Annotated in this window: 12 protein-coding genes; 3 read left to right on the top strand and 9 right to left on the bottom strand. The window is 54.5% G+C overall.

The window, feature by feature from the left end:
- Positions 1 to 3: 3 nt before the first annotated feature.
- Both K0B93_RS03545 and K0B93_RS03540 read right to left on the bottom strand, forming a co-directional pair.
- Positions 4 to 6,600 (bottom strand): polyketide synthase, encoded by a 6,597-nt coding sequence (locus tag K0B93_RS03545; RefSeq protein WP_219865857.1) that lies wholly within the window; start codon positions 6,598 to 6,600, stop codon positions 4 to 6.
- Positions 6,601 to 6,781: 181 nt separating this feature from the next.
- Positions 6,782 to 7,438, bottom strand: coding sequence for a 4'-phosphopantetheinyl transferase family protein (locus K0B93_RS03540; protein WP_219865856.1), 657 nt, complete (start codon positions 7,436 to 7,438; stop codon positions 6,782 to 6,784).
- Between the two features lie 433 nt (positions 7,439 to 7,871).
- Between K0B93_RS03540 and K0B93_RS03535 the strand changes: the two genes are divergently transcribed.
- The 3 genes from K0B93_RS03535 to K0B93_RS03525 all read left to right on the top strand — a co-directional run bounded on the left by K0B93_RS03535 (position 7,872) and on the right by K0B93_RS03525 (position 10,914).
- Positions 7,872 to 8,729, top strand: coding sequence for a cupin-like domain-containing protein (locus K0B93_RS03535; RefSeq protein WP_219865855.1), 858 nt, complete (start codon positions 7,872 to 7,874; stop codon positions 8,727 to 8,729).
- Positions 8,730 to 8,820: 91 nt separating this feature from the next.
- The gene (locus K0B93_RS03530) at positions 8,821 to 9,981 is read left to right on the top strand and encodes a GNAT family N-acetyltransferase (protein WP_219865854.1); all 1,161 of its coding nucleotides are present in this window, start codon (positions 8,821 to 8,823) and stop codon (positions 9,979 to 9,981) included.
- Positions 9,982 to 10,005: 24 nt separating this feature from the next.
- Positions 10,006 to 10,914, top strand: coding sequence for a formyl transferase (locus K0B93_RS03525; protein WP_219865853.1), 909 nt, complete (start codon positions 10,006 to 10,008; stop codon positions 10,912 to 10,914).
- Position 10,915: 1 nt separating this feature from the next.
- Here K0B93_RS03525 and xrtA read toward each other — a convergent pair whose 3' ends face one another.
- From xrtA to K0B93_RS03490, 7 genes are all read right to left on the bottom strand, one after another.
- The gene (gene xrtA, locus K0B93_RS03520; protein ID WP_219865852.1) at positions 10,916 to 12,424 is read right to left on the bottom strand and encodes an exosortase A; all 1,509 of its coding nucleotides are present in this window, start codon (positions 12,422 to 12,424) and stop codon (positions 10,916 to 10,918) included.
- 102 nt (positions 12,425 to 12,526) lie between these two features.
- Positions 12,527 to 15,226, bottom strand: a complete 2,700-nt coding sequence (locus tag K0B93_RS03515) for a tetratricopeptide repeat protein (protein ID WP_219865851.1) — start codon at positions 15,224 to 15,226, stop codon at positions 12,527 to 12,529.
- A gap of 47 nt (positions 15,227 to 15,273) precedes the next feature.
- Positions 15,274 to 16,647 (bottom strand): PEP-CTERM-box response regulator transcription factor, encoded by a 1,374-nt coding sequence (gene prsR, locus K0B93_RS03510; RefSeq protein ID WP_219865850.1) that lies wholly within the window; start codon positions 16,645 to 16,647, stop codon positions 15,274 to 15,276.
- 137 nt (positions 16,648 to 16,784) lie between these two features.
- Positions 16,785 to 18,920 (bottom strand): XrtA/PEP-CTERM system histidine kinase PrsK, encoded by a 2,136-nt coding sequence (gene prsK, locus K0B93_RS03505; protein WP_219865849.1) that lies wholly within the window; start codon positions 18,918 to 18,920, stop codon positions 16,785 to 16,787.
- Between the two features lie 47 nt (positions 18,921 to 18,967).
- Positions 18,968 to 19,915, bottom strand: a complete 948-nt coding sequence (locus K0B93_RS03500; protein ID WP_219865848.1) for an SDR family oxidoreductase — start codon at positions 19,913 to 19,915, stop codon at positions 18,968 to 18,970.
- A complete protein-coding gene (locus tag K0B93_RS03495; RefSeq protein WP_219865847.1) occupies positions 19,915 to 20,730 on the bottom strand; it encodes a lysophospholipid acyltransferase family protein in 816 nt (271 codons plus the stop codon). Before K0B93_RS03495 ends, K0B93_RS03500 begins: the two co-directional genes overlap by 1 nt.
- Positions 20,731 to 20,767: 37 nt before the next feature.
- The gene (locus tag K0B93_RS03490) at positions 20,768 to 21,688 is read right to left on the bottom strand and encodes a D-hexose-6-phosphate mutarotase (RefSeq protein WP_219865846.1); all 921 of its coding nucleotides are present in this window, start codon (positions 21,686 to 21,688) and stop codon (positions 20,768 to 20,770) included.
- Between the last annotated feature and the right edge of the window lies 1 nt (position 21,689).

The following is a 21,689-nucleotide window of genomic DNA, read 5'->3' as shown; positions in this document are numbered from 1 at the left end:
CGGTTAACCTGCCCATTTCTCGAACTGGTTCTTGTTCGTTTTGGAAGGGATATACCAGGCGGCCTTTCCGGATTCATCACGACCGAGTCGAGCACCCTCGACCGGAGGCCGTTGACCGCTCCCGTTTGCCGCCTGTACCGAATCCTGGGTGGTCGGGAAAAAGTCCATGGCAATCATCTCGTCCATGGCCTGTTTGAAAGCGTTGACGATACCGCTTATGTCTTCGTCACTGTGGGCGGTGGTGATGAACATTGGGCGCGCATCCCAGATATGGATGCCTTTCTCGCGCAGGAGGATATAGATCAGCTCCTCGAACGCTATGTCCTGCGGAATCTTTACCTTGCACATAGATCCGCAATTTTCGATTTTCAGCGGGGCGCCAACCAGTTGGGCGTAGTGATTGATATCCCTCACCATCTGACTGGCACGCTGGTTCAGGTCGTCCTGAAGCCCTGGTTCTTCGGTCAGGCGCTGCAAAACAGCAACTGCGGCGGCCAACACCAGGGGGTGGCGAACGAATGTGCCGGCAAAATAGGTCACACCGACCTCGGGAGCAGAGTCGTCACCGAATTGCCATTGGCCGCCGTCCAACGCGTCCATGAACTCGGCTTTTCCGGATATGGCGCCGATAGGGAGACCGCCGCCGACAATCTTGCCGTAGGTACAGATATCGGCATCAATACCGTAATAACCCTGTGCTCCGCGTGGGTGGATTCGAAACCCGGTGATTACTTCGTCAAAAATGAGCGCAATCTGCTTTTCTGAACACAGTGTCCGGGCCTTCTGAAGAAAGCTTTTTGGCTGCAGGTCAGGGTTGCGGCTTTGAACAGGTTCAACCAGGATGGCCGCGATCTCTTCAGCATGCTCTCGAATGTAGGCGAGCGAGTCGTCATTACCATAATCGAGGACAATCATGTTCTCGACGGCAGCTTCGGGAATGCCCGCGGCCGCCGGAACGGCGAATCCGCTGCTTCCCCGGGTAACGATAACGTCGTCGTGGATGCCATGGTAATCGTTCTCAAAGATGACGACTTTCTCCTTGGCGGTCACCGTCCGGGCCAAACGCATGGCCCCAAGAACCGCTTCTGACCCGGTATTGCAGAAGGCCACGCGTTCGTTGCCCGTGATCTGGCAAAACAGTCGGGAAGCATCGGCAACGAGAGGGTGTTGCGGGCCAATCTCATAGCCGAGATCGAGCTGCCGCGATATCGCATCCTTGATAAAGGGCGCAGAGTTGCCAAAGACATTACTGCCAAAACCACAGGTGACATCAATCAGTTTTCCGCCGTCGATATCCCAGAGGTAGGGGCCCTCGGAACGCTCAACCACAATCGGATAAATGACTTCCTTGATCACATTACGAAACCCCGAAACAACCCTCGGGTCCGCCAGTTGCTTGCGGTTGTTCTGGGCAAACTCCTTTGAGCGTGCAAATCGAGTGTTGTAGCGAGTTGCCAGTTCGTCGAAATTCGCCTGCTGCTTGGGCGTCATCTCATTACTGCGTTTGACATTGATGCGTGTGCCGGCCCCGAAAGGCTTGATCGGCGAAGTCGTTGGCCTCGTCTGGTCATGACTGCCGGTTACACCCTCAGAAGAGGAATGAGTCGAGCCACCCTGGGAGGGCTGGCTCGATAATGACGAAAGCAGTGCCAGTTGGCCTTGGAGAATCTGCATTTGTTGATGCAGTAACGACTGAATTTCGCCGGATGCCCCTGCTGTAAGGGCGAACGAGGGCAATGGACTGGGTTGGCCGGAAGAAACTGTTGCATTGGCTTCGCCTGGCGTGGCGGTTTGACGCGGTGCCGGAACATCCCCGGAAACGCTCTGGGTCACAGTGTTGACGCCGGTATCGGCCCCCTGACTAATGAGATACTCGCCCAGCTTATCGAGGTTTCCATAATCATTGAGAAGTTGTCGGAAGGTGATGTTTACCTTGAACTTCTTCTTGATCTTGATGGTTGACTGCGTGAGCAATAAGGAATCCAGACCGAGTTCGAAGAATGTCGCGTTTCCATCGGCCTGACTGAGATCAATACCGGATAGGTCAGAAAACAGAGTGCGCAATTTTTCAGCGATGTCATCGTTCATGCTTTGCCCAGCCGAATTCTGTGAAGTAGCGATTGCAGTGACCTGATCGGTGTCAACTGCGTTGATAGCGGTACTTGCCGCCGCCGGGGCAACCGGCTCGGGTTCGATTACGTGGGTCCGATGCTGGAAAGGGTATCCCGGCAATTGAACCCGCAAAGACGGGTTTGCCAATTCGCAGGGCCAGTCGATCACCACGCCTTTGGACCAGGCCTGACCCAGCCCCCGAGAGAATGAAGCGAGTTCTTTGTCGGAGTTGCCGGCTTCTATGGCCAGAGGAATCAATGCAAGATCGGATTTATCGTCCAGGTTCTGCAGAGCCATCCCGGAAACCGTGCCTTGTGGTCCGCACTCCAGGACGACCAGATTCTTGAGTGTTCCGAGGGTCTGGCAACCTTTGCGGAACTGAACCGGCTCTCGAATCTGCCGGGCCCAGTAACGGATGTCAGTTGCCTGCTGATCGGTTATCCACTCGCCCGTGACGCAGGAGATAAAAGGCAGGCTAGGGGCGTTAAGTTCCACACCCTTCAAACGCTGACTGAAGGCCTCACTGGCAGCATCCATGGCGGGTGAGTGAAAGGCGTGAGAGGTATTCAGCGCCCGGAATTTGATGGAATTCTGTTCCAGTATTGCTGCTGCCTCATCAATCCCATCATGGTCTCCGGACAGGGTGCAGGCGTCGGCGGTATTTTCAGCCGCAACGACGACTGTCTTAGGCAACAGCGGAGACAGTTGGTCGATACCGGCACGCGCTGCCAACATTGAACCCGAGGGTTGTGCCTGCATGACTTCGCCGCGGGTCATGACTACTCGAATAGCCGTGGGCAGGTCAAAAACCCCCGATATTGTCGCTGCTAACAACTCACCGATACTGTGCCCAATAGCGGCACTTGGCTTTATCCCGATGCTGTGCAGTGCAGCGAAAAGGGCATATCCGAAGCAGAACAGGCTGATCTGGGTTTTCTGGGTATCCTTCAGGGGATCGCCGGACTCAAACACCAGTGAGAGGATATCCAGATCATGTTGACGCCGGAGGATTCCGGCACACTCGTCAAAGGCCTCACGAAACGCCGGGATGCTGGCATAAAGGGCGCGCCCCATGCCCGCTACCTGACAGCCCTGGCCGGGGAAGGCAAAAGCGACTGTGGGGGCTGTGAATGCCGCCTCGGTATCCTCGGCCTCCTCAATCATGGCGATAAGGTCGTGAACCTCGATGTCCTGTGGGAGAGCAATGCGGTAACGAAATTTGCGACGGTTGTGGATCAACGCGGCGGCTAGCTCTGCTCGATACGTTCGGTCGTTGGACTCGTTCAGGAACGGTTGATAGCTTGCCAGCAGTGACGAGAGGGCACTGGCAGAGTGCGCACTGAAACAGAGTGGCACCCATTCCGGTGTGGCCGAGTGGTCGGGCCCGGCCATGGATTCGGTGCCCTTGAGCAGAACATGGGCATTGGTGCCGCCAATCCCGAAAGAGCTGACCCCGGCAATGCGCTCTGACCGGGGTTTATTCCAGTCGGTCGCGCTATGCGCGACCATAAACGGAGTCTGGCTCAGGTTCAGTTCCGGGTTAGGGGTCTTGAAATTGATTGTTTGTGGAATCTTGGCGCGATCAACGGCCAGGGCGCATTTGATAAGTCCCGCGACCCCCGCGGCAGCAGTCAGGTGACCAAAATTACTCTTCACTGACCCCAGTTGGCAGAATTGTTTGTTTGGCGTGTACTCGGCAAACGCCGCACTCAGCGCCGAAACCTCAATCGGGTCACCGATCGGGGTAGCGGTGCCATGAGCTTCAACGTAGCCGACGCGGTTAACATCGAGGCGTGCATCATTGATGGCGGCCTGAATGACGGATTTCTGGCCTTGAACGCTGGGCCCGGAAAAACTGCCTTTCTCCGCCCCATCGTTATTGACCGCAACGCCGGTTATGGCCGCGTAGATGTAGTCCCGATCTTTCTGGGCTTCATCCAGCCGTTTCAGTACGACGATGCCGCCGCCATCGCTGAAGACCGTGCCTGAACTGTCTTTATCGAAAGGACGCGTGTGACCGTCACGGGTATAAATGCTGCCTTCCTGGTGGGTATGGGGCTGTTGCTGCGGAAATGTAAGGGATGCGCCCCCAGCGATGGCAATATCACAACGGCCTTGTCGGATGGCTTCAACGGCCTCCGCTACAGCTACCAGTGAGGTCGAACAGGCACTGTGAATGCTGAGAGCCGGTCCGACCAGGTTCAGTTTGTGGGCGAGGCGGGTTGCGGCGTAATCCTTTTCATTCGCCACCATTGCCTGAAGTGCGCCATAATCTTCGAGTTTCTCCTGATTTTTCAGAACATTGTTGAGGTAGTAAGTGTTGTTGCCAACGCCACAATAGACGCCAATCCGACCGGCGAACTGCTCCGGATCGTAGCCGGCATTTTCCAGGCCGTGCCACGCGAGTTCGAGCAGCAAACGCTGTTGCGGATCTATGAACTCGGCCTCGATCGGACTGATCCCGAAGAAGCGATCATCGAAGCCCAGGGGATCGTCCAGGATCCCGCGGGCATTAACGTAACCACTGTCACTGTCTGTGGGCGTGAAGAAGGTGATGCTCTCTGTGCCTTCAAGGAGATTCTGCCAGAAGGTTTCCAGTGAATTCGCGCCGGGAACTCGCAAGGACATTCCAATGATCGCGACATCCCGGGCTGCAGCGTCGGTGCTGCTCTTTGTCTGAGCCGGGCCGTCAGCGGTGCCCGTTACCGGAACACTGTGGCGGGTCACTGCATAGTTCAGGAACTGCCCCAGGGTTCGGTACTGGAACAGGGAGTACACAGGGATGGAAAGCCCCTGCTGCTCATAGAACGACGCAGCAATCCGGTTAGCGGCTAGGGAATCCATTCCGCGATCCTGCAGGTTATCCTCAGTGACCAGATCGGCGAGATCCAGTTCTCGTCTGATAATGGTCAACAGGGATTCGGACAGGTCTTCCTGCCGGCTGGAGGATTCCGTGGCGACGCCGTCCAATGATTCCAGCATTGATTTCCGGTCTATCTTTCCCGAGGGCGTCTTCCTGAGCTTATCAACCCAGTAAAACCGGCTCGGAATCATGTAGCCCGGCATCAGTGCCTGAAGTCTCCGTTTGAGGGAAGCTTCGATGTCGCCGGTCCCGGAGTCAGCAGTGACGAAAGCCACCAGCTTCTTCTGCCCGTTGATTTCCTGAACTGCGGCGGCAGCTTCCTGGATCAGGCCAGTGTCCAGCAGTCGGGCTTCAACTTCACTGAGCTCCACCCGGTAACCACTGATTTTGACCTGGTTGTCGATGCGTCCGCGGTAAAGAAGGTCGCCCGCAGCGTCACGACTAACAAGGTCGCCCGTGCGGTAGGCTCGCTGTCCGTCGAGATTCGAAAGCGTGATGAAGCGTTGTTCGGTCTGTTCGGGGCTGTTTATGTAACCGTGTGCCAAGACCGGGCCCGCGATGTACAGTTCGCCGACTTCGTCTTGATCAACCGGGTTTCGCTCCTCGTCCAGAATCAAGAGTTCTGCGTGGTCGATGGCTTTGCCAATCGGTGGCAAAGCTGGCCAGTCATCCGCCGGCCAATGGAGCGCATATTCGCTTACCACATGGGTTTCGCAGGGCCCGTACTGGTTAATCAGGGTCGCATTTTTCAATGCGTTAAAGGCGGTACGTAATTCCTTGCTAATGACCAGCTGTTCGCCCGCAGTGATAACTTCCCTTAGGGAAACCGGGTATAGCCGCAGGCGGTTCGCCCACATGACCAATTGAAGCAGCGCGATGTAAGGGAGGAAGATCCGCTCAATTCGTTGCTCTTCAATGAACTCAAGCAGGCGGCGGAAATCCTGTTTGAGCTCCTGGTCGATGAGATACAGGGTTCCACCCTGACTCAGGGTGGAAAAGGTTTCCTGAAACGAGACATCAAAACTCAAAGCTGAAAATTGCAGGGTCCGGTAGCGCGTACCCGGCTCATAATGGTTGTTTTGCCAGAAAATCAGGTTGTCCAGCGTGCCGTGATTCATCAGAACGCCCTTGGGCTTGCCTGTTGAGCCGGAGGTATAGATGACGTAAGCATCAGTTTCCGGCGTAATAGGGGCACTCTGCGGCGCTGACTCTGAAACAGGGCCAAAAGCAATATCACGAAGATCCAGGTGGCTACCGACAGGGGATCTGAAATCATCGTTATCGGTAACGGTAAGGGCCGCGCCGGCGTGGCTGACCATATAGTTAAGGCGATCCTCCGGATACATGGGGTCCAGAGGAAGATAAGCACAGCCATGCCGAAGAATGGCGATCATTGCCGTAATGGCCAACTCACGATTGTGGGTGTGGATGGCTATCGGGGTGCCTCGGGGGACGCTTATTGCTGCAATTTCTTCCTGAATGATGAGCGCATTGTTGTACAGGTCCCCATAGGAAACCGTTTGCCCGGATACCCACAGGGCAGGATCTCCGGCACACTCGCGGACCGTGTGTTCAAACTGGGCGAGGAAGCCGGGTACTACGGGGGGAGACTCTCTAGCATCCATCTCTCTGCCTTCCCTAGATAGAGATCAACGAACACAGCTCGGCGGGACTCCATGCCAAGAATCAGGTGGCCTGTAAGACAGCGCACAGACCGGTTGTTACAATATGTAAACTAGCATAGCAAAGAGCATTGCGCTATATCCCGTGCGGGCATCCTGGAGGTATGTCAGGTGGTATAAGCTTTCAGTTCCTGAGGCGGAAAAAGCACGCGCTCAAGAGTCCGAATTCTGTCGCAATTACGATGCAGGGTATCGGGCGAGGGAAGCCATTGACCCGGGCACTGATCCCCTGATCCGAGGCCGTCAGCTGGATGTCCAGAAAATCCATGAAACGGCCAATGTGTACGGAGACAGCTTTAACCACTGCTTCCTTAACACTGAAAGCGACCGCAGGGGCAGGCAGCTCCGGAAAGCGGGCTGCCAGCAGTAGTTCTTCCTCAACGTGCATGATCAGGTGGTCGATTTGGCGGTCAACCTTGCCCGGGTTCTCAATCAGATCAATGCCGATACCCTGAACTTCACTGTCGTGGGTAACAACTGCCATGCCGAAGTGCTGGTCGTGCGTTATCGAGCCAATGATGTGCGCAGGCCAGATCGGGTTACCCAGGGGGCCACGATCGAGCGCCTGGATTGGCCATCCTGCGCGTTTGAGCGCCAGGCGGGCCAGGCAGCGACCGGAAAAAAACTCTTTCTTTCGTTTGGCACCCGCCCTGCGCATCAGTTCTCTTTCAATGACATATTGGGACTGGTCTTGCGTCAGTTCCCCTGCGCAGAGGTAGAGATTTGCCTGGCTGAAGGATCTCAGTCGCCGTTCAATCGCCACAATACTGTCTGCATTCATGAGAGGGGCATTCGCTCGATTGGCGTTAGAAAAGAGTTCGCCTGTCTCCCGGATGAATTTTCCGGGGAAGTATCCAGACTGATGGCGGTAAAACTCCAAAAAAGGAAAGCCAGTATTATAAACATTAGGATGTTGACTAGGCTCGATCAAGCGAGGACCGGGATACTTTATCCAGTTTAAGCGGGCAGGTTGTAGGTTACACCGGTATAAATACGATGAAAAATTGATTCAGCGCCAGCCGTTAATCGCTCAGATCGGATAAGGTTCAGGGAACAAACTGGTTGAGAAGCTGTTGAATATGAAAGCCGTTGGTAGTGCTTGCAGCTTTAGGGACCATGGCATATCGTTAAATTGTCCCTCGCCATCCGGTGAAAAGCAGGGCTAGGCTTTTAAAGGGAATTCGAACAGTTCCAGTTCGTTGAAAAGGGATGTCATGATGAACTTATTTGATCTGTCTGCGCCGGAAGCTATTGAAACCATTCCTTTTCCCTCCGATCAGGAGGGCTTGACCAGATTTATCCAGAAGCGACAACCTGTTTTGCTGGACGGTATCCGGGAGGCGTTGCCGTTTACGCGAAACTGGGACTATGAATTTTTCAGGAATTCACTGAAATCGATCCGGATTCAGCGTAAGTCCGAGGATGGGATTTATCATTACCTTGGCTTCGAACGTATCCCGATGCCCGATTTTGACCAGGTCATGGAGACGACTCAGAACGGCTATGCGCTTGAACCGCTGAGGGGACAAGGCGTGTCGGGCGATCTTCCCCAGGAAATTGACGTCTCTCTACCGCCGTTCGTTCCAGAATCCCGGTTCCGGGTTTCCAACCTGTACATCGGACCGGGGCAGAACAAATCCCTTCTTCACTACGATGAAACCCACAGTCTCTTGATGATGTTGGAGGGACGGAAGCGCTTCATTCTTTTCTCTCCGGATCAAAGCGACTGCATGTATCCATACAGTCCCTTCAGCCTGAAGGCTCTCCTTGAGAACCGGGTGGTTGACAGCAAAATTGATTGTCAGAATCCGGACTTCAGTCGGTTCCCGAAACTGAGCCAGGCAAAGGGATTGTCTGGTTGGCTGGAAGAAGGGCAGGCCCTTTTCATCCCGGCTGGAACCTGGCACTTCATTGAAGCCGAAGGGCGTAATGTGTCGGTCAATTACTTCTGGCTTCAGAACAGCCTGAAGGACTGGCTGAATCAGCCGTTGCTGGACTTCTGGATCAAACGCCGGGCGATCGATGTACTCGACCAGCTTCGCAAGGTCAAACACCGGCTATCTGCAGCCTAGATCCAGCAGAGCACTTGCCAATGACAGGAATGATTCATTTTCCCAACGAGAAAAACGATGGTGGTTTTCTGGATAGGAGAATATCTCATGTTTGGCGCTAACCTCTTATATATTGGCGGGAAAACCTAATACTGTGGAGTTAAAAAGAATCAGGGGGGAGGAAGAGTTTAATCGCATACAACCAGAATGGGACGAATTTGTCGCCAAGCTGGCTCCGACTCCTCTACCACTGACCCATGGCTGGCTTCTTGCCTGGTGGAAAGCGTTTGCCGTCGATATGGAGATGGAATTCAGGTGCGTCTATAGAAACGAGGCGCTGGTTGGCATTGCACCTCTGATTCGTACCCGGGAGCGCTACCGTGGAGTGCCTATTACGCTGTTGAAATTGGCAGCTAACGGTCATAGTCCCTATTCTTCGGTAATTGTTGATTCCGCACTAACCCCCTCTGAAACTGAGGAGGTCTATTCAGCACTGACTCAGATTAGCTCAAAGGAAGTTGGTCTTTTCTTCAAGATAGACCAGACAAGTGAGCTCAAACGCTTTCTTACGGATAGGTCAAAGCCTGGCCATGAGAGGGTGCTGGAAAAGCCCAGTCTACGAACCCCGGTCATTGATATTGATGGCAGTTGGAAAGAGTTTTATCAGTCAAGGTCACGAAGCCTGAAGAAAAGCCTGAATCACAAACTTAACAGGTTTAGGAACGACGGTGACTTTACGATCGACCACGAGATGATCACTGGCGCCGATCAACCAATCATTGATGAGCTCATCGCGATCTCAGCCAATAGCTGGAAGGCCTCTATCGGAAATGACTTGCGATCGAATCAGCGAAGCCGGCATTTTTTGCTCAATCTGGTGGGGACGTTTGGTAAGTCCGGGGATCTTAGCGCCTGGATCGTTCGTCATAAAACCACCCCCGTCGCTTTCGAGGTTCACCTGACTTTCGACAATGTCGTTTATCCCATTCGGGCAGACTACGATGAGCGGTTCAAGGCGTATTCGCCTGGATCAGTCCTGGAGTATTCCGCGCTCAAAGACCTTTTCGAGCAAGGGCTCTATCGGCAGTATTACACCTGCGCCGACGATTACTGGTACCTGAGCAAATGGACCAGCGACTACCGGAGTTTCTGTTCAGTTGAACTGTTTGGAGACAGCCTGAAGCTGCGGGCTATCTATTTTGTTGAACGCCGCGTTATTCCGGTAATTAAGCGGTTGATCAGATCGACGAAAACCAGGCCTCGGACCGCCTGAATACGCCATAAGGAGATTGGATCAATGCGCACAGTGGTAGTGGTCAGTCAGGACAAGTCGGATATTTTCTTCGCGAATCAGCTCATGAAATCCCTGAATGTCGTTGGGATTGTAGTTGAGAACCAGATCCCCGAGAGGGATGGGTCGTCACTTCTCAGTAAAGCCATGAAGTATGCAAGCAATCCCCTCGTATTTTCGCGGAAAGTCGTGGAAGTCGTGGACCGGAAGTTGATTGAGGGAAAGCAGGATTACAATCGGGAAGAGAATGCCCTCGACTTCGGTGAAGAAGGACGTGTCCTGCATCCGGTGGATGGGGTCGAGGTTCTGCGTACCGAAGGGGTCAACGCAATTAATTCGCCGGAATATCGAGATTGGATCCAGCAGTTGGCGCCCGATGTCATTGCAGTCTGTGGCGCCTCGATTATGAAGGCAGAGATACTCTCCATACCGCCACATGGCACTCTGAATCTGCATGGTGGTTTATCCCAGTTTTATCGGGGATTGTTTACGACGGATTGGGCTATTCACAATCGGGAGCCCGAATGCATTGGTGCAACCGTCCATTTCGTCTCCGAAGGCGTAGACGACGGTGATGTGGTTTACCAGGGAAGGCCGAGCATCAGCGATGGCGACAACCCGAACAGCCTTTACGAAAAGGTGGTGAGATTGGGAGTCAGCATGATGATAAAAGCTATTGAAGATATTGAGCATTCGAGATGCCGCTCGACCCGGTTAACAACAAAAGGACGACTGTACCTGCATGATATGTTCGACACCCGCGCTAAACGCGACACTTGGCGTCGGATTCGGGAGGGTGTCATTGGTGACTACCTGGAGGAGAAGTCCGAAAGGGATGAACGCGTTTTGGCCGCGCTGATCAACGAGTTCCCGGTGCAGGGAGTTCCTGTAACCCGGCTTTCAGGCGCTGTCTGATTTACTGGAGAAAGCTTTCAAGAAATAGTGTGAACGCCTTTCTCTGCTGTTCACACTCTGAGCTTTTCGAAACCTCGCAACGTCCGGCTAGTGCCCAAAGTGCGCCGCGGCTGTCCCCGGTTATTTTTTTGAAGGCTCCAGCCACCTTGGCCTCAAATTTGGAATCGGTCAGGAACCCACCGACGTCATACCAGGACCAGACAATAACCTGCGCCCGGTCTACCTTGTTCCGGATGACCGTCTCATTGACGTGATTGGGGCTTTGGCGGTAAGCATCCCCGATTTCACGTTTCTCAGTTGAAATAAGCTGCCAGTCAGCACTGTCAAAAAGTCGATTCTTATAAAAGATCAACTCCTTGTTCTGGGACTGGTTTCGGTACCCGGTGATCTGTAATTGAACCTGGTTGAGATCATTGGAAACATAGACACCACTGAGATCGATGTCTGGATCTGAGAAGTCGGGCTGCCAAACGTTGGCGTGTTTCAGCGGGCCTCGCCAGTCGGAATCACCCTCCACCAGCGTCGGATGCCAGGATTGCGCCACCTTCTCGGTTTTCGCTTGAAGGGCGATGGGGACGAGTGGCGGCCAGATAAGCAGAAAAGACGCCACAATGGGCCAGAAGACCGAAGTATGTTTTCCGCCAACCCGCCCCGATGTCGTACCGGATATCTCGTCTTTCGTGGTTTCCTGCGGCGAGCTCTCCAGCCTGGAAGAGATCAGGAAAACTGGAACCAGGGTAAAGATGATGAAGATAACCCAGCCAAACAGCTCATGGTCCTTCACCAGCGAGGTTTGCATATTGGTATAATGGCCTGCGGCAATGATCCCGAAGACCCTGATCCAGTTAGCCAGCAGGGAAAACAGGCCTGCCGTGATGATCAATAGCACCTTTGACCTGAATGAACGGTAGTAAAGCTGCCCATAGAAGGCGCCAAGGAAGAGCGCAACCATGAGGTAACGTACGCCACTGCAACCGCCTTCAACCAGGAAGGCTCCCACTTCCAGGGTGATCAGAAATTCGTTGATGGTTGCTTCGATATCGGCTATTTGAAGAAAGATATTGTTGAAAAAAACCGTGATGTGCTGGAGCAAAGGTGAGAAATCGTCCCAGATGGGAGCAGCGAAACACAACAGCAAGATGGGTCCGCCGGCTACTTTCAGGAAATCCCGCCCCCAGATGGACCAACCCCAAAGCAAAATGATAATGGGCGCCAAGAGAAGCCGGAAAACCTGTATATCCGCGGCCTGAGAGAACAAAAGGGCGACGCTGGCACCCACCAGCAGAACGATTGCCAGGGGTGAGCCATTGATGGTGAGCTTTTGGAGGGCATGTCTGCGGACAAACAGCAGATACAGCGTACCGGCAAGAACCAGGTAGCCGTGATTGTAAATGATGGAGTCATACCAGAGGCTGAAAAAATCCTGCCATTCCGCCCACAGGCCAAGGATCAGCAGCGGGATAGCAAGTACCCACAGGTAGTGGCGTGAAAACCCGGGACTGGCACTCATAAATTCCTTTTACTTCGACCGTCTTCTGGCTAAACCTGTTTAAAGATACCCCAAAATGACACCTTATCACAGGTTTCGCGAGTCCCAGTTTAGCCGTCGCTGTTAACCTTGTTCGCCAAACTTCTTCAGGATCCTCTGAGCGGCGGAGTTCATACCGACAACACGGTAGGCTTCGGCAAGATGTCGGGCGATCTCTTCTGAATCCGGCTGAAGTGCATGAGCTTTTTCGAGAACCGGTACGCTCTCCCGATGGTTGCCCGATTTCAGCATGATCCAGCCATAGGTGTCTGCGATTGCGGCGTTCTCCGGACTGAGCTCGTAAGCACGCTCAGCCAGAGCAACGGCACGCTCGTCGCCTGTTTTGTGGTAAAGCCACGCCAGATTATTCAGAACCACGGTATTGTTCGGCATCGATTCCAGCAGCACCTCGTAATTGGACCTGGCGCTGTTCTCTTTTCCAGTCGACTGCTGTAAAAGGGCGAGGTTGAGCCGGAGCTTGCTATTGCCGGGGGAGTTTCCGAGTTCAGACTCCAGATAGGCCAGGGCGTCGTTGGTGCGTCCGGACCTCTGCAGATTTCTTACGTAACCGGTGATGATGTCCGCACTCGAGGCCTTATCCAGTGCCTCATGATAGAGTTGAGCGGCGCGTTGGTACTCGGCCTCTCTTTCACGAAACTCGGCCTCGGTCAGGTAAGGGCGAGGAGAGTTTGGAAACTGTTCTTTGGCCTTGTTCAGAATATTCATCGCCTCATCGGTCCGGCTATATTCGAACGCCTGCTGGGCAGCCTGGAGAGTTATCTGCTCATTGTCCGGAAACAGAACCTGCGCCCGTTCAAGAACTGAAGCCGCTCTCTCATCATTGCCGGTGCCCTTCAAGTTCGACACAACGTTACTGTAGATGTCTGCAACCAGATGTGAGGCAGGCGAAGGGGTATCCTCTTCCGCGCGTTCCAGCAGCGAGGCCGTGAGAGTGTTCGCGGATTCATTGTCGTTTTCGAGCAGGGCGATTTCCAGCAGTATCAGGCGGGGACCGGTCGCATCTGGACGCTGCTGCAGAATCTCGCTCATGAATTGTTCGGTTTCTCCTCGGTCCTGAACGGAGATCAGCCCCTGCAACGCCTGTGCACTGTCGGGAGCCAATTGGGCCGCCTTCTGGAACTGTTCTCGGGCTTCCGCTCGGTCATTCTGCGCCAGGGCCAGCTTACCGAGGGCGATCACGGGCGCAACGGACTGGGGCGCTTTTGCTTTGGCGGCCGTAAAATACTTGCGGGCTGCCTCCGGATCACCAGCATTCAGCGCAAGATTACCTCGCATAATCAGCGCTGCAATACTTTCAGGCTTGGCTTTGACCCAGCTGTCCGCCGTTTCAACGGCAGCCCTTCTGTTCCCGGAGCCAAGGTGGGCCTGGATGATAATGCTTCGGGCCTGATCCAGATCTGGTGCTGCTTTTCTGATCAGATCGGCCTGGTTGATCGCGCGCTGATACTCGCCGCGTTGATTGAGGTAGCTCGCATACCGTAACCTGAGTTCATGGTTGTTGGGGTTGATGCTCAGCGCTTTTTCCATCAGTGCTTCGCCTGTTTCCACGTCTCCGTTTTCCAATGCAGCAATCGCCACCAACGTGAGAATTTCGGGGTCGGAATCGCCGTTTTCCAGTTCCGCCAAGGTGGTCTGTGCGCCTTCGGGATTCCCCATCTGGAGCATGGTGGCAGCAAGCATCTTACTGGCGATCTCGGAGTTGCCCATTTTTGCGATGGGAGCCAGCAGTTCCTGTGCCTCTTCAGCCCTGCCTTGCCTGAAGCGCACAAGGCCAAGCATCAGAACCGATTGTTCGTGGTTAGGTGCCTGGGCCAGAATCTCCTCAAGGTACCGTTCTGCCTTGGCCAGATCACCTTCCTTAAGGGCGTCATCCGCTGCAATCAGATTGCTTCGGATTTTACCCGGTGGTGATTTGGCCAGGATTTCTTCGTAGACAAACGCTTCCGAGAATTTGCTCTGGGCGCGGAGTACGCGAATCAGCGCTGAAATCGTGGAGTATTTCCGGGCGGTCATCACATCGAACTGGCCAATATCCTCCAATGCCCTGATATAGGCGTCTTCGGCTTTCTGCCACTCTTCTTCGAGGTGGGCAAATTGCGCTTTCCACAACCACAGCTCGGCGTTTTCCTTGTCAATTTCTTCCGCTTCCGCCAGGAATTCCCTGGCCTTGGCCTTGTCGCCCTCGGCCAGGGCAACCTTCGACAGACCGATCAAGGCTTCAACTGAAGCTGGATCGGTTGAGCGAGCCTCCCCGAAGGTCTGTCCTGCTTTGGCGAGGTTACCCGCGCCCAGGAGGATCTGGCCTTTGAGCAGGAGTTCCTTGATTTTGGTGTCTGTGTCTGTCGAGGAGAGTTTGTCCAGGGCTTCGAGAGCGTCGTCGAATTTACCTTGTTTCAGTTTGGCTTCCGCCAGAATGAGGTTGGCCCGGTTCCGAATGGTCTCGCTGACGTCTTTCTCGGAGATTCGCTCCATCAGGCGCCCCAGCTGCCGCTCAGCGTTGACGGCGTCACCGGCCGTAAGCAGGTTGTCGATGATCAGGAAGTAGGGTTCAAGATTATTTGGCTTCAGTTCTATGGCGCTTCGTGCTTCCTGTGTGCTGGCCTTGAGTTCTCCCTGGCGCTGAAAAAACCGTGACTGGTCCAGATGGCTCAGGAACTGAATGTCTGTCTGGGTCATATCGTTGTCGTCATTGCCACAGCCCACCAATGACAATGCGATGACGAGGGAGAGGAGGGTGGCACGTACTGCTAAAACTGATTTCATGGCCCTGGTCCTTTTCCTTTCGGGTCTTATTATGAACATCCTGATGTTCAGGTCTTTGACGGCGCGGTCGATGTCTCAATCCGGTACTTGTCCGTCAGGTTGTAAAGGGTCGGTCGAGTCACGCCAAGTAACCTGGACGTCTGGGCGATGTTGAAATTACAGGTTCTAAGTGCCTGAACAATGGCCTGGCGTTCAGCATTTTCGCGGACCTGTCTCAAGTTCAGTTGGTGATCTTTTGTTGGATTTTCGGTCGGAAGTTCCAGGTCCTCCGCGGTCACTCTTTTTCCATCGGCCATGATGGTGGCCCTTTTCACCTTGTTGATCATTTCCCGGACATTACCTGGCCACGAGTAGTTGTTGATGGCATCTATGGCGTCCTCGGTGAAATTGAGGTTGGGGCGATCCATGTCCTTGCTCAGTGCCTTGAGGAGAGATTGTGCAATCACAATCGAATCCCCATTCCGCTCCCTCACGGCGGGAACATCGAGGGTTATCTCACTGATCCGGTAGTAGAGGTCTTCGCGGAAATCGCCGCTTTCGATGAGGGTTTTGACATTACGGTGGGTGGCACACACCACCCTTACATCGACCGGAATCGGCTGAACGGACCCGACCCGATCGACAACCCGCTCCTGCAGAAACCTCAGAAGTTTTGCCTGCAGGGCCATAGGCATGTCGCCAATTTCATCGAGGAACAGGGTCCCGCCGTTGGCACTCTCGATCTTGCCTTTTTTGGTATGGGTTGCCCCGGTAAAGGAACCCTTTTCAAACCCGAACAGTTCGCTTTCCAATAGGTTCTCAGGAATCGCGGCACAGTTGATGGCGGCGAACGGCTTCTTGGCTCGGTGGCTCAGGTCGTGAAGCGCGCGGGCGAGCAGCTCCTTGCCTGTACCCGTTTCGCCGGTGATCAGGGTCGTCACGTCGGTGGGGGCCACCTTTTCCAGGGTCCGGCAGATGGCTAGCATTTGAGGGCTGGCAGCAATGATACCCTTGATGTTGGTACCGTTACGATGCTGGGCCAGATCCTGGTTTTCCCGTTCGAGCTCGGCGAGTCTGAACGCGCGATTCACAACAAAGGTGAGTATCTCGGCATCCAGAGGCTTCTGGTAAAAATCACAGGCACCCATACCGATCGCCTTGACGGCATTCTCCTTGTCCTCGCGACCGGTCACGACGATGACTTTCGTCATGTGTGCAAGGCGCAGTATGTCCTCCAGCAGACCGAAGCCTTCGCTGGCACCTCCCGGGTCAGGAGGTAGGCCCAGGTCCAGTGTCACCACGTCGGGTTCGACCCGTCTGAGCGCGGCGAGGGCGGAATCCCGGTCAGAAGCAACGGTAATATCCAGGTCGTCGCTGAAACACCACCGCATCTGGCTCTGGAGGCCCGGATCGTCCTCTACTATCAAAAGTCGTCTAGTCACGACAGCAACAATTCCCTTGTTTTAGAGACCCTGTTCGATTATCGAGACACCCTTCTCCCTAAGTGCCCTGTATTTGATTCTCGACCGAAGATTGACGCTTTGCAATGATTTCGTCGAGTGTTAATGAAAAACGCCGATTAATTGGCGCTCTCTCTGGAGTGTCCGTCCTCGGACAGAAACCCTCCGGGAGTCTCCTGATCGACGTCGAGGCCGGTTTCGGCAAGCGGAAAGCGGAGCGAAAAGCAGGAGCCAACTCCGGGCTCACTGGTAACATCAATACTTCCACCCAGTTTCTGAAGGTATTCTCGGGCCTGGAATGCCCCGATCCCCATCCCGGTCAGGCCCTTGGTGCTCTCGAAGGGTTTGAACAACTGATAGTTGATGAACTCTTCCGTCATCCCGCAACCGGAATCGTGGATAAACAGTACGGCATTACCCCTGGAGATCTTGAGCGTCAGGGTTATCTCGCCGTCCGGGGGCGTCGCGTCCTGGGCATTCTGAATCAGGTGTCCGAGAACGCTTCTCAACTGCTCATCATCAGCCATAATCAGGGCTTGGGGTGGATCTCCGTCGAAACGCGGAACCGGGCGTTGCTGGACGTAGTGCTCCAGAAGTTCGCTGACCAGCGCGGTAAGATCCAGCTCTTTAATGTCCCCGCCGGTATCACTGGAGGGCCGGCGCATGTGATCAACCAGATTCGACATCTTGCGCACGGCGTGATCAGTGGTATTGATCATGTCGTCGATGAAGGCCGGATTGTTCCTGTGTTTGGACGCGTTCTTGACCAACAGGGACAGCTGGGCGATGACTGTTTTCAGGTCATGGATCATAAAGGCCGAAGCCTTGCTTACCGCTTCGAATTGCATTGCGCGCGATAGTCGGTGTTGGGCATCTGCCTGGGCCAGCAGATTGCAGGTCTGTCGGGCAACCACCTTGACCAGATCGAAGTTCTCCCAGTTCAGTTCAACCTTTGCGTAGGGGCTCCCCACCATGGCGATTCCATAGAGTTCGTTGTCAAGGTAAAGGGGAATGATCAGCCAGGCATCGGGCATCTTGGCAATGGCATCGGGAATCTCGAGCAGGTCGTAGCTGATAGGGTCGGCGCGGTATTCCCGAAGATCGACGACCCATTCCCGGTGTTTGAAAAAGCGCACGAGCTCGGAGTCCTTGTCAATGACGGTGTACCGGGGCGGCGAAAGGTTGACCGAAGCTTTCAGGGCATAGCTGTCCTGTTCACCCTTGAGCCAGATTGCGCCCGCATTGCTCTCCACCAGACCCGCGAGGATTCTCGTCACTCGCTCGGGAAGGGGCGGCTGGTCACCAAGATTGGCCAACTCCTTGGTCATCTTCAGCCATTCGTCGCGATAGTCGTACTTATAATCGAAGAAATTCCGACTGATGAGCACCATGAGTTTGGCGCGGATACGGCGAGACAGAATGAGCGTCGCCAAAAAGGCCAGTGAAATGGTGAAGAATAGGACCTGAAGGGCATCTCCCCAGTCACCTCCAAGTACCCGGACATAATAGCCGCCAATCGCCAGGCACAGTAAATAAGCGCCGGCAAAGATCAGCGTCCCGGCGTGGAAGACGGCAGCATGGGACAGCTGAAAATCAACGGGTTGTTTGCGGGTATTGATCACGTTGATGGCGAACAGGGGAACGAGAAGGGCGTTCACAAAACCGCGGGCATTCCAGAACGAGTCTGCCACCTGGCCAAACAGCAAGGCATCTGCATACATGAAGAAGTCGAACGCAAACAGGGTGGCCACGCCAATACAGAGATATTTAATGCTCGAACGGCCAAAGCCGGGGGAGTTTCGCCAGATCTGCTCGACCAGAGACAAGCCGAGCAGTGACAGTGCAATCTGCCCAAGGAGTCGTGTCTTGCCATTCAGAATGGATAGCCCGAAAACGTACTCGAGTATCCCGAAGCCAAGCAAGAGTATGAGAAGGATGGTGGTGGATATTCCCAGGACCTGTTTCAATTGGCCAGTCAGGCTGCCCTGGTGAAAGGCATTCCGGAGCATGGCAAAAAGCAGAATGATCCAGGCCGCATACCGCAGCAGTTCCAGCAGGTAGCGGATGAAAAATCCGGGATATCCGAGAAGACTCTGCATGACCAGCGCAGACGACCAGAGGGTTGTAACAATTGCGGCCAGGAAAAGGGCACGGTCGACATCGCGCCGAACGTAACGGGTGGCGACAAGAATGGCCAGCAACCCGAAGGTCAGGGCCGCCGCTACATGGCTGATTACGCTAAAGTCGCTTAGCATTCCTCGCATCCTGCGTGAATGTCATCTGGTCCCTGACGGCAGAAACGTTACACCGGTTTCTTGTTATCCCGATAGAAGCGGAAGATTTCCTTGAGCGGCCGCTTGGGTTCGAAGCCGAATTCTTTAGCGAATGCCCTGCCGTCTATAACGACAGGATACTTGAAAAACGCCATTAGATACGAAGGAAAACTTTTCAGATTCAATGTGCGCAGGATCAGTGAGGGAAGAACCGGCGGCACCGATGGGATTGGTATCCGTCTGCAGCTACATAGTTTCAATGCGTGCTGATAGGCAACCCAGTCCTGAGGTGCAACGTTGAAAACTCCCCGAACGGGTCGTTTATACGCGAGCACAATCGCGTCCGCCATATCGTCGATATGGATGAATTGCATCATGGGCGAGAACCCGGCCAATACCGGTGCCCGCTCACTGGCAAGCAGGGTACTTATGGAGTTCTTTACGCCGGGACCAACAATATTGCAAGGCCTCAAGATGGTAATATTGAGCTCCGGGTAGCGCCAGAGATAGATGTTGGCAAGGTTCTCAAGTTCCACCGAATCTATCAGGTCGGCACTCAGGCCAGCGCTCTTCAATGGCGCCGATTCATCAATCAGCGCCGGGTTATAGGCGACAGCACCGTAAACGTGAAAGGTGGACAGCACAACAACCCGTTTGATGCCGTACTTGTGGCTCAGATCCAGCAACTTCTGAGTGCCAAGCACGTTGGCATTATACCGTCGCATGCGGGTGAGCTGGCTCGACATGATTCGGCCAAGATGTATGACCCCATCGAACTCATAGCGGCGAAACAGGTCCTCGAAGACCCGTTTGTTGAAATCAATGCAATAACTCGGGATGTCATCACCCAAGTAAACCTGCTCCCGGAAATCGACGGCCACGAGATCGCAGCGGTCGCGCAGTTGGTTGATCACTTGCTGGGCCAAGGCACCCGCGGCGCCGGTAACCAGAATGTGAGGTCTGCGTTGCTGTGTCATCAGAAAAGCCTTTTCCGTTCACTCAATCCCTTGTCTATCAGCCGGCTGATCTCAGCTTTCACCTTTTCTACCCGTTCGGTGACTTGTTCTTCCTGTATTTCAAGGTCATCAAAGTACATGGGGTCGCCAAAATTCAGGTGAACCTTGGCCGGCAGAACCACGGGCAGGGCAACCGGCGCGTAGGGAATTCCCAGAGTTTTGGCCAGCGGCTTGATGTTGGCGATGGCCGGGATGGTTTCTTCGCAGCCCACGACACCCACTGGAACAATCGGGGCCTTGTACTTCATGGCCAGGTGCATGAAGCCGTTGCCGAACCGCTTGAGTTCGTAACGGTCGCGATACAGTTTGCCGGAGCCCCGGATGCCCTCGGGGAAGACAATGACGGCTTCATCATTGGCCAGCATCTTGGCGCAATTCACCGGATCTCCGAGTACAGCGCCCACTTCATTCAGTAAATTTCCCAGCCAGGGCACCGTGGGGAAGAACCGTTCGATCATCGCTCGCGGCATACGGGGCTTTTCTTTGCGGGACGCCAGCGCATAGCCAATAAGAAGTCCATCAATGGGCAACTGACCACTGTGGTTGGCGATGATGAGAACGGGACCTTCGGACGGGACCTTCTCGACGCCATGGGCCTGGACGCGGAAGTATTTCTCGTAGATCTGTTTGGTCAGAGCAAGCCCGTATTTGATCGCTTCATTGTTGTAGCCCCATGGGTCATAGCCCAACGTGCCGATGGGTTTACGAATGCGATTTACGTGGTGCTCCAGATCTTCAGAAATCAGCCTGGATTTCAGGAACGATGCCAGACTCATGCTGACTCCCTGTTGGTTAGCGGATTCGATCGTAAGTTCAACTGCGCCCAATCAGAACGCCAAGCGTGTGGCTCTGGCCTTCATAGAGCACCCGGTAATCGCCAGTTGCATTGGCCGTTTCCACACAAAGCATGTTTTTCCAGGCATAGTCCGGAAAATCGGAGAGCCGTGCCGCTTTATCCGGGCCAGGATTCCAGACCACCGTGGAGTCGCTGCCCACTGACTTCAGCTTGCGGCTGCCGGCAGGTGTGATGATCGTAAGAGGCTCCCCGCTCTCGTAAATCCTGTCGGTTTCCCCTTCAAAATACACAGGGCCTTCCTGGCTGAAATACTCCCAGTTTCTGAGGGTATCAATATAGTTGCTGCTCCCCAGGCCCAGGACGCGGCTCCTGGAAATGTCGGATGTGGGGAAGTAGCTGTGCAGGGCCTGGCTGAACGCCAATGGATCACTACCGAGGTTGGTTGTCGTCAGCGCCACCTGGCAGCCGCGAATGGAAAAGCTGAAGGTAATGAGGGCAATCGCGTGGCCGGTCCACACTTCCGCGAAATCTTCGTTGGCGTCAAGTGACAGACTGATTTCAACCTCGTGGGCGCTTTCCCTAACGTCTTCCAGTTTCCACAAGGCAGTTCTGGCAAAGCCATGAGCGCTGTCTGTGTGAATACGTTTCCGGACTTCCGGAGCGTTTCGGGCGGGATCTCCAAACCAGGGCCAGCAAATCGGAATGCCGCCCCTTATCGCTCGCCCGGGTTCCAGGCGGGCAGTGTCACTCAGGAACAGCCAATCGGCTTCATCCCTCGGGACAAAGTGCGTCAGGTGGGCCCCCTGAAGGAAAACGGTCGCTTTGAACAGGGGGTGGTGAACATCCAGTGCTTCAAGCTGCCCGATTGTTTTCCAGCGCGTAAAGGACCACTGGCCGGGAGAGAGTGAAAGTGGTGGTCGGTTACTGCTTTCAGACATG

This window comes from Marinobacter sp. F4218 (assembly GCF_019443085.1).
Taxonomy (GTDB): Bacteria; Pseudomonadota; Gammaproteobacteria; order Pseudomonadales; family Oleiphilaceae; genus Marinobacter; species Marinobacter albus.
This window is presented reverse-complemented; position numbering and strand designations above follow the sequence as displayed.

Excerpts from the sequence above, each read along its gene's own strand:
- K0B93_RS03515 (WP_219865851.1), bottom strand. The coding sequence starts at position 15,226 with ATGAAATCAGTTTTAGCAGTACGTGCCACCCTCCTCTCCCTCGTCATC.
- prsK (WP_219865849.1), bottom strand. The coding sequence starts at position 18,920 with ATGCTAAGCGACTTTAGCGTAATCAGCCATGTAGCGGCGGCCCTGACC.
- K0B93_RS03525 (WP_219865853.1), top strand. The coding sequence starts at position 10,006 with ATGCGCACAGTGGTAGTGGTCAGTCAGGACAAGTCGGATATTTTCTTC.
- K0B93_RS03540 (WP_219865856.1), bottom strand. The coding sequence starts at position 7,438 with ATGAATGCAGACAGTATTGTGGCGATTGAACGGCGACTGAGATCCTTC.
- K0B93_RS03490 (WP_219865846.1), bottom strand. The coding sequence starts at position 21,688 with ATGTCTGAAAGCAGTAACCGACCACCACTTTCACTCTCTCCCGGCCAG.
- K0B93_RS03545 (WP_219865857.1), bottom strand. The coding sequence starts at position 6,600 with ATGGATGCTAGAGAGTCTCCCCCCGTAGTACCCGGCTTCCTCGCCCAG.
- xrtA (WP_219865852.1), bottom strand. The coding sequence starts at position 12,424 with ATGAGTGCCAGTCCCGGGTTTTCACGCCACTACCTGTGGGTACTTGCT.
- K0B93_RS03495 (WP_219865847.1), bottom strand. The coding sequence starts at position 20,730 with ATGAGTCTGGCATCGTTCCTGAAATCCAGGCTGATTTCTGAAGATCTG.
- K0B93_RS03535 (WP_219865855.1), top strand. The coding sequence starts at position 7,872 with ATGATGAACTTATTTGATCTGTCTGCGCCGGAAGCTATTGAAACCATT.
- K0B93_RS03500 (WP_219865848.1), bottom strand. The coding sequence starts at position 19,915 with ATGACACAGCAACGCAGACCTCACATTCTGGTTACCGGCGCCGCGGGT.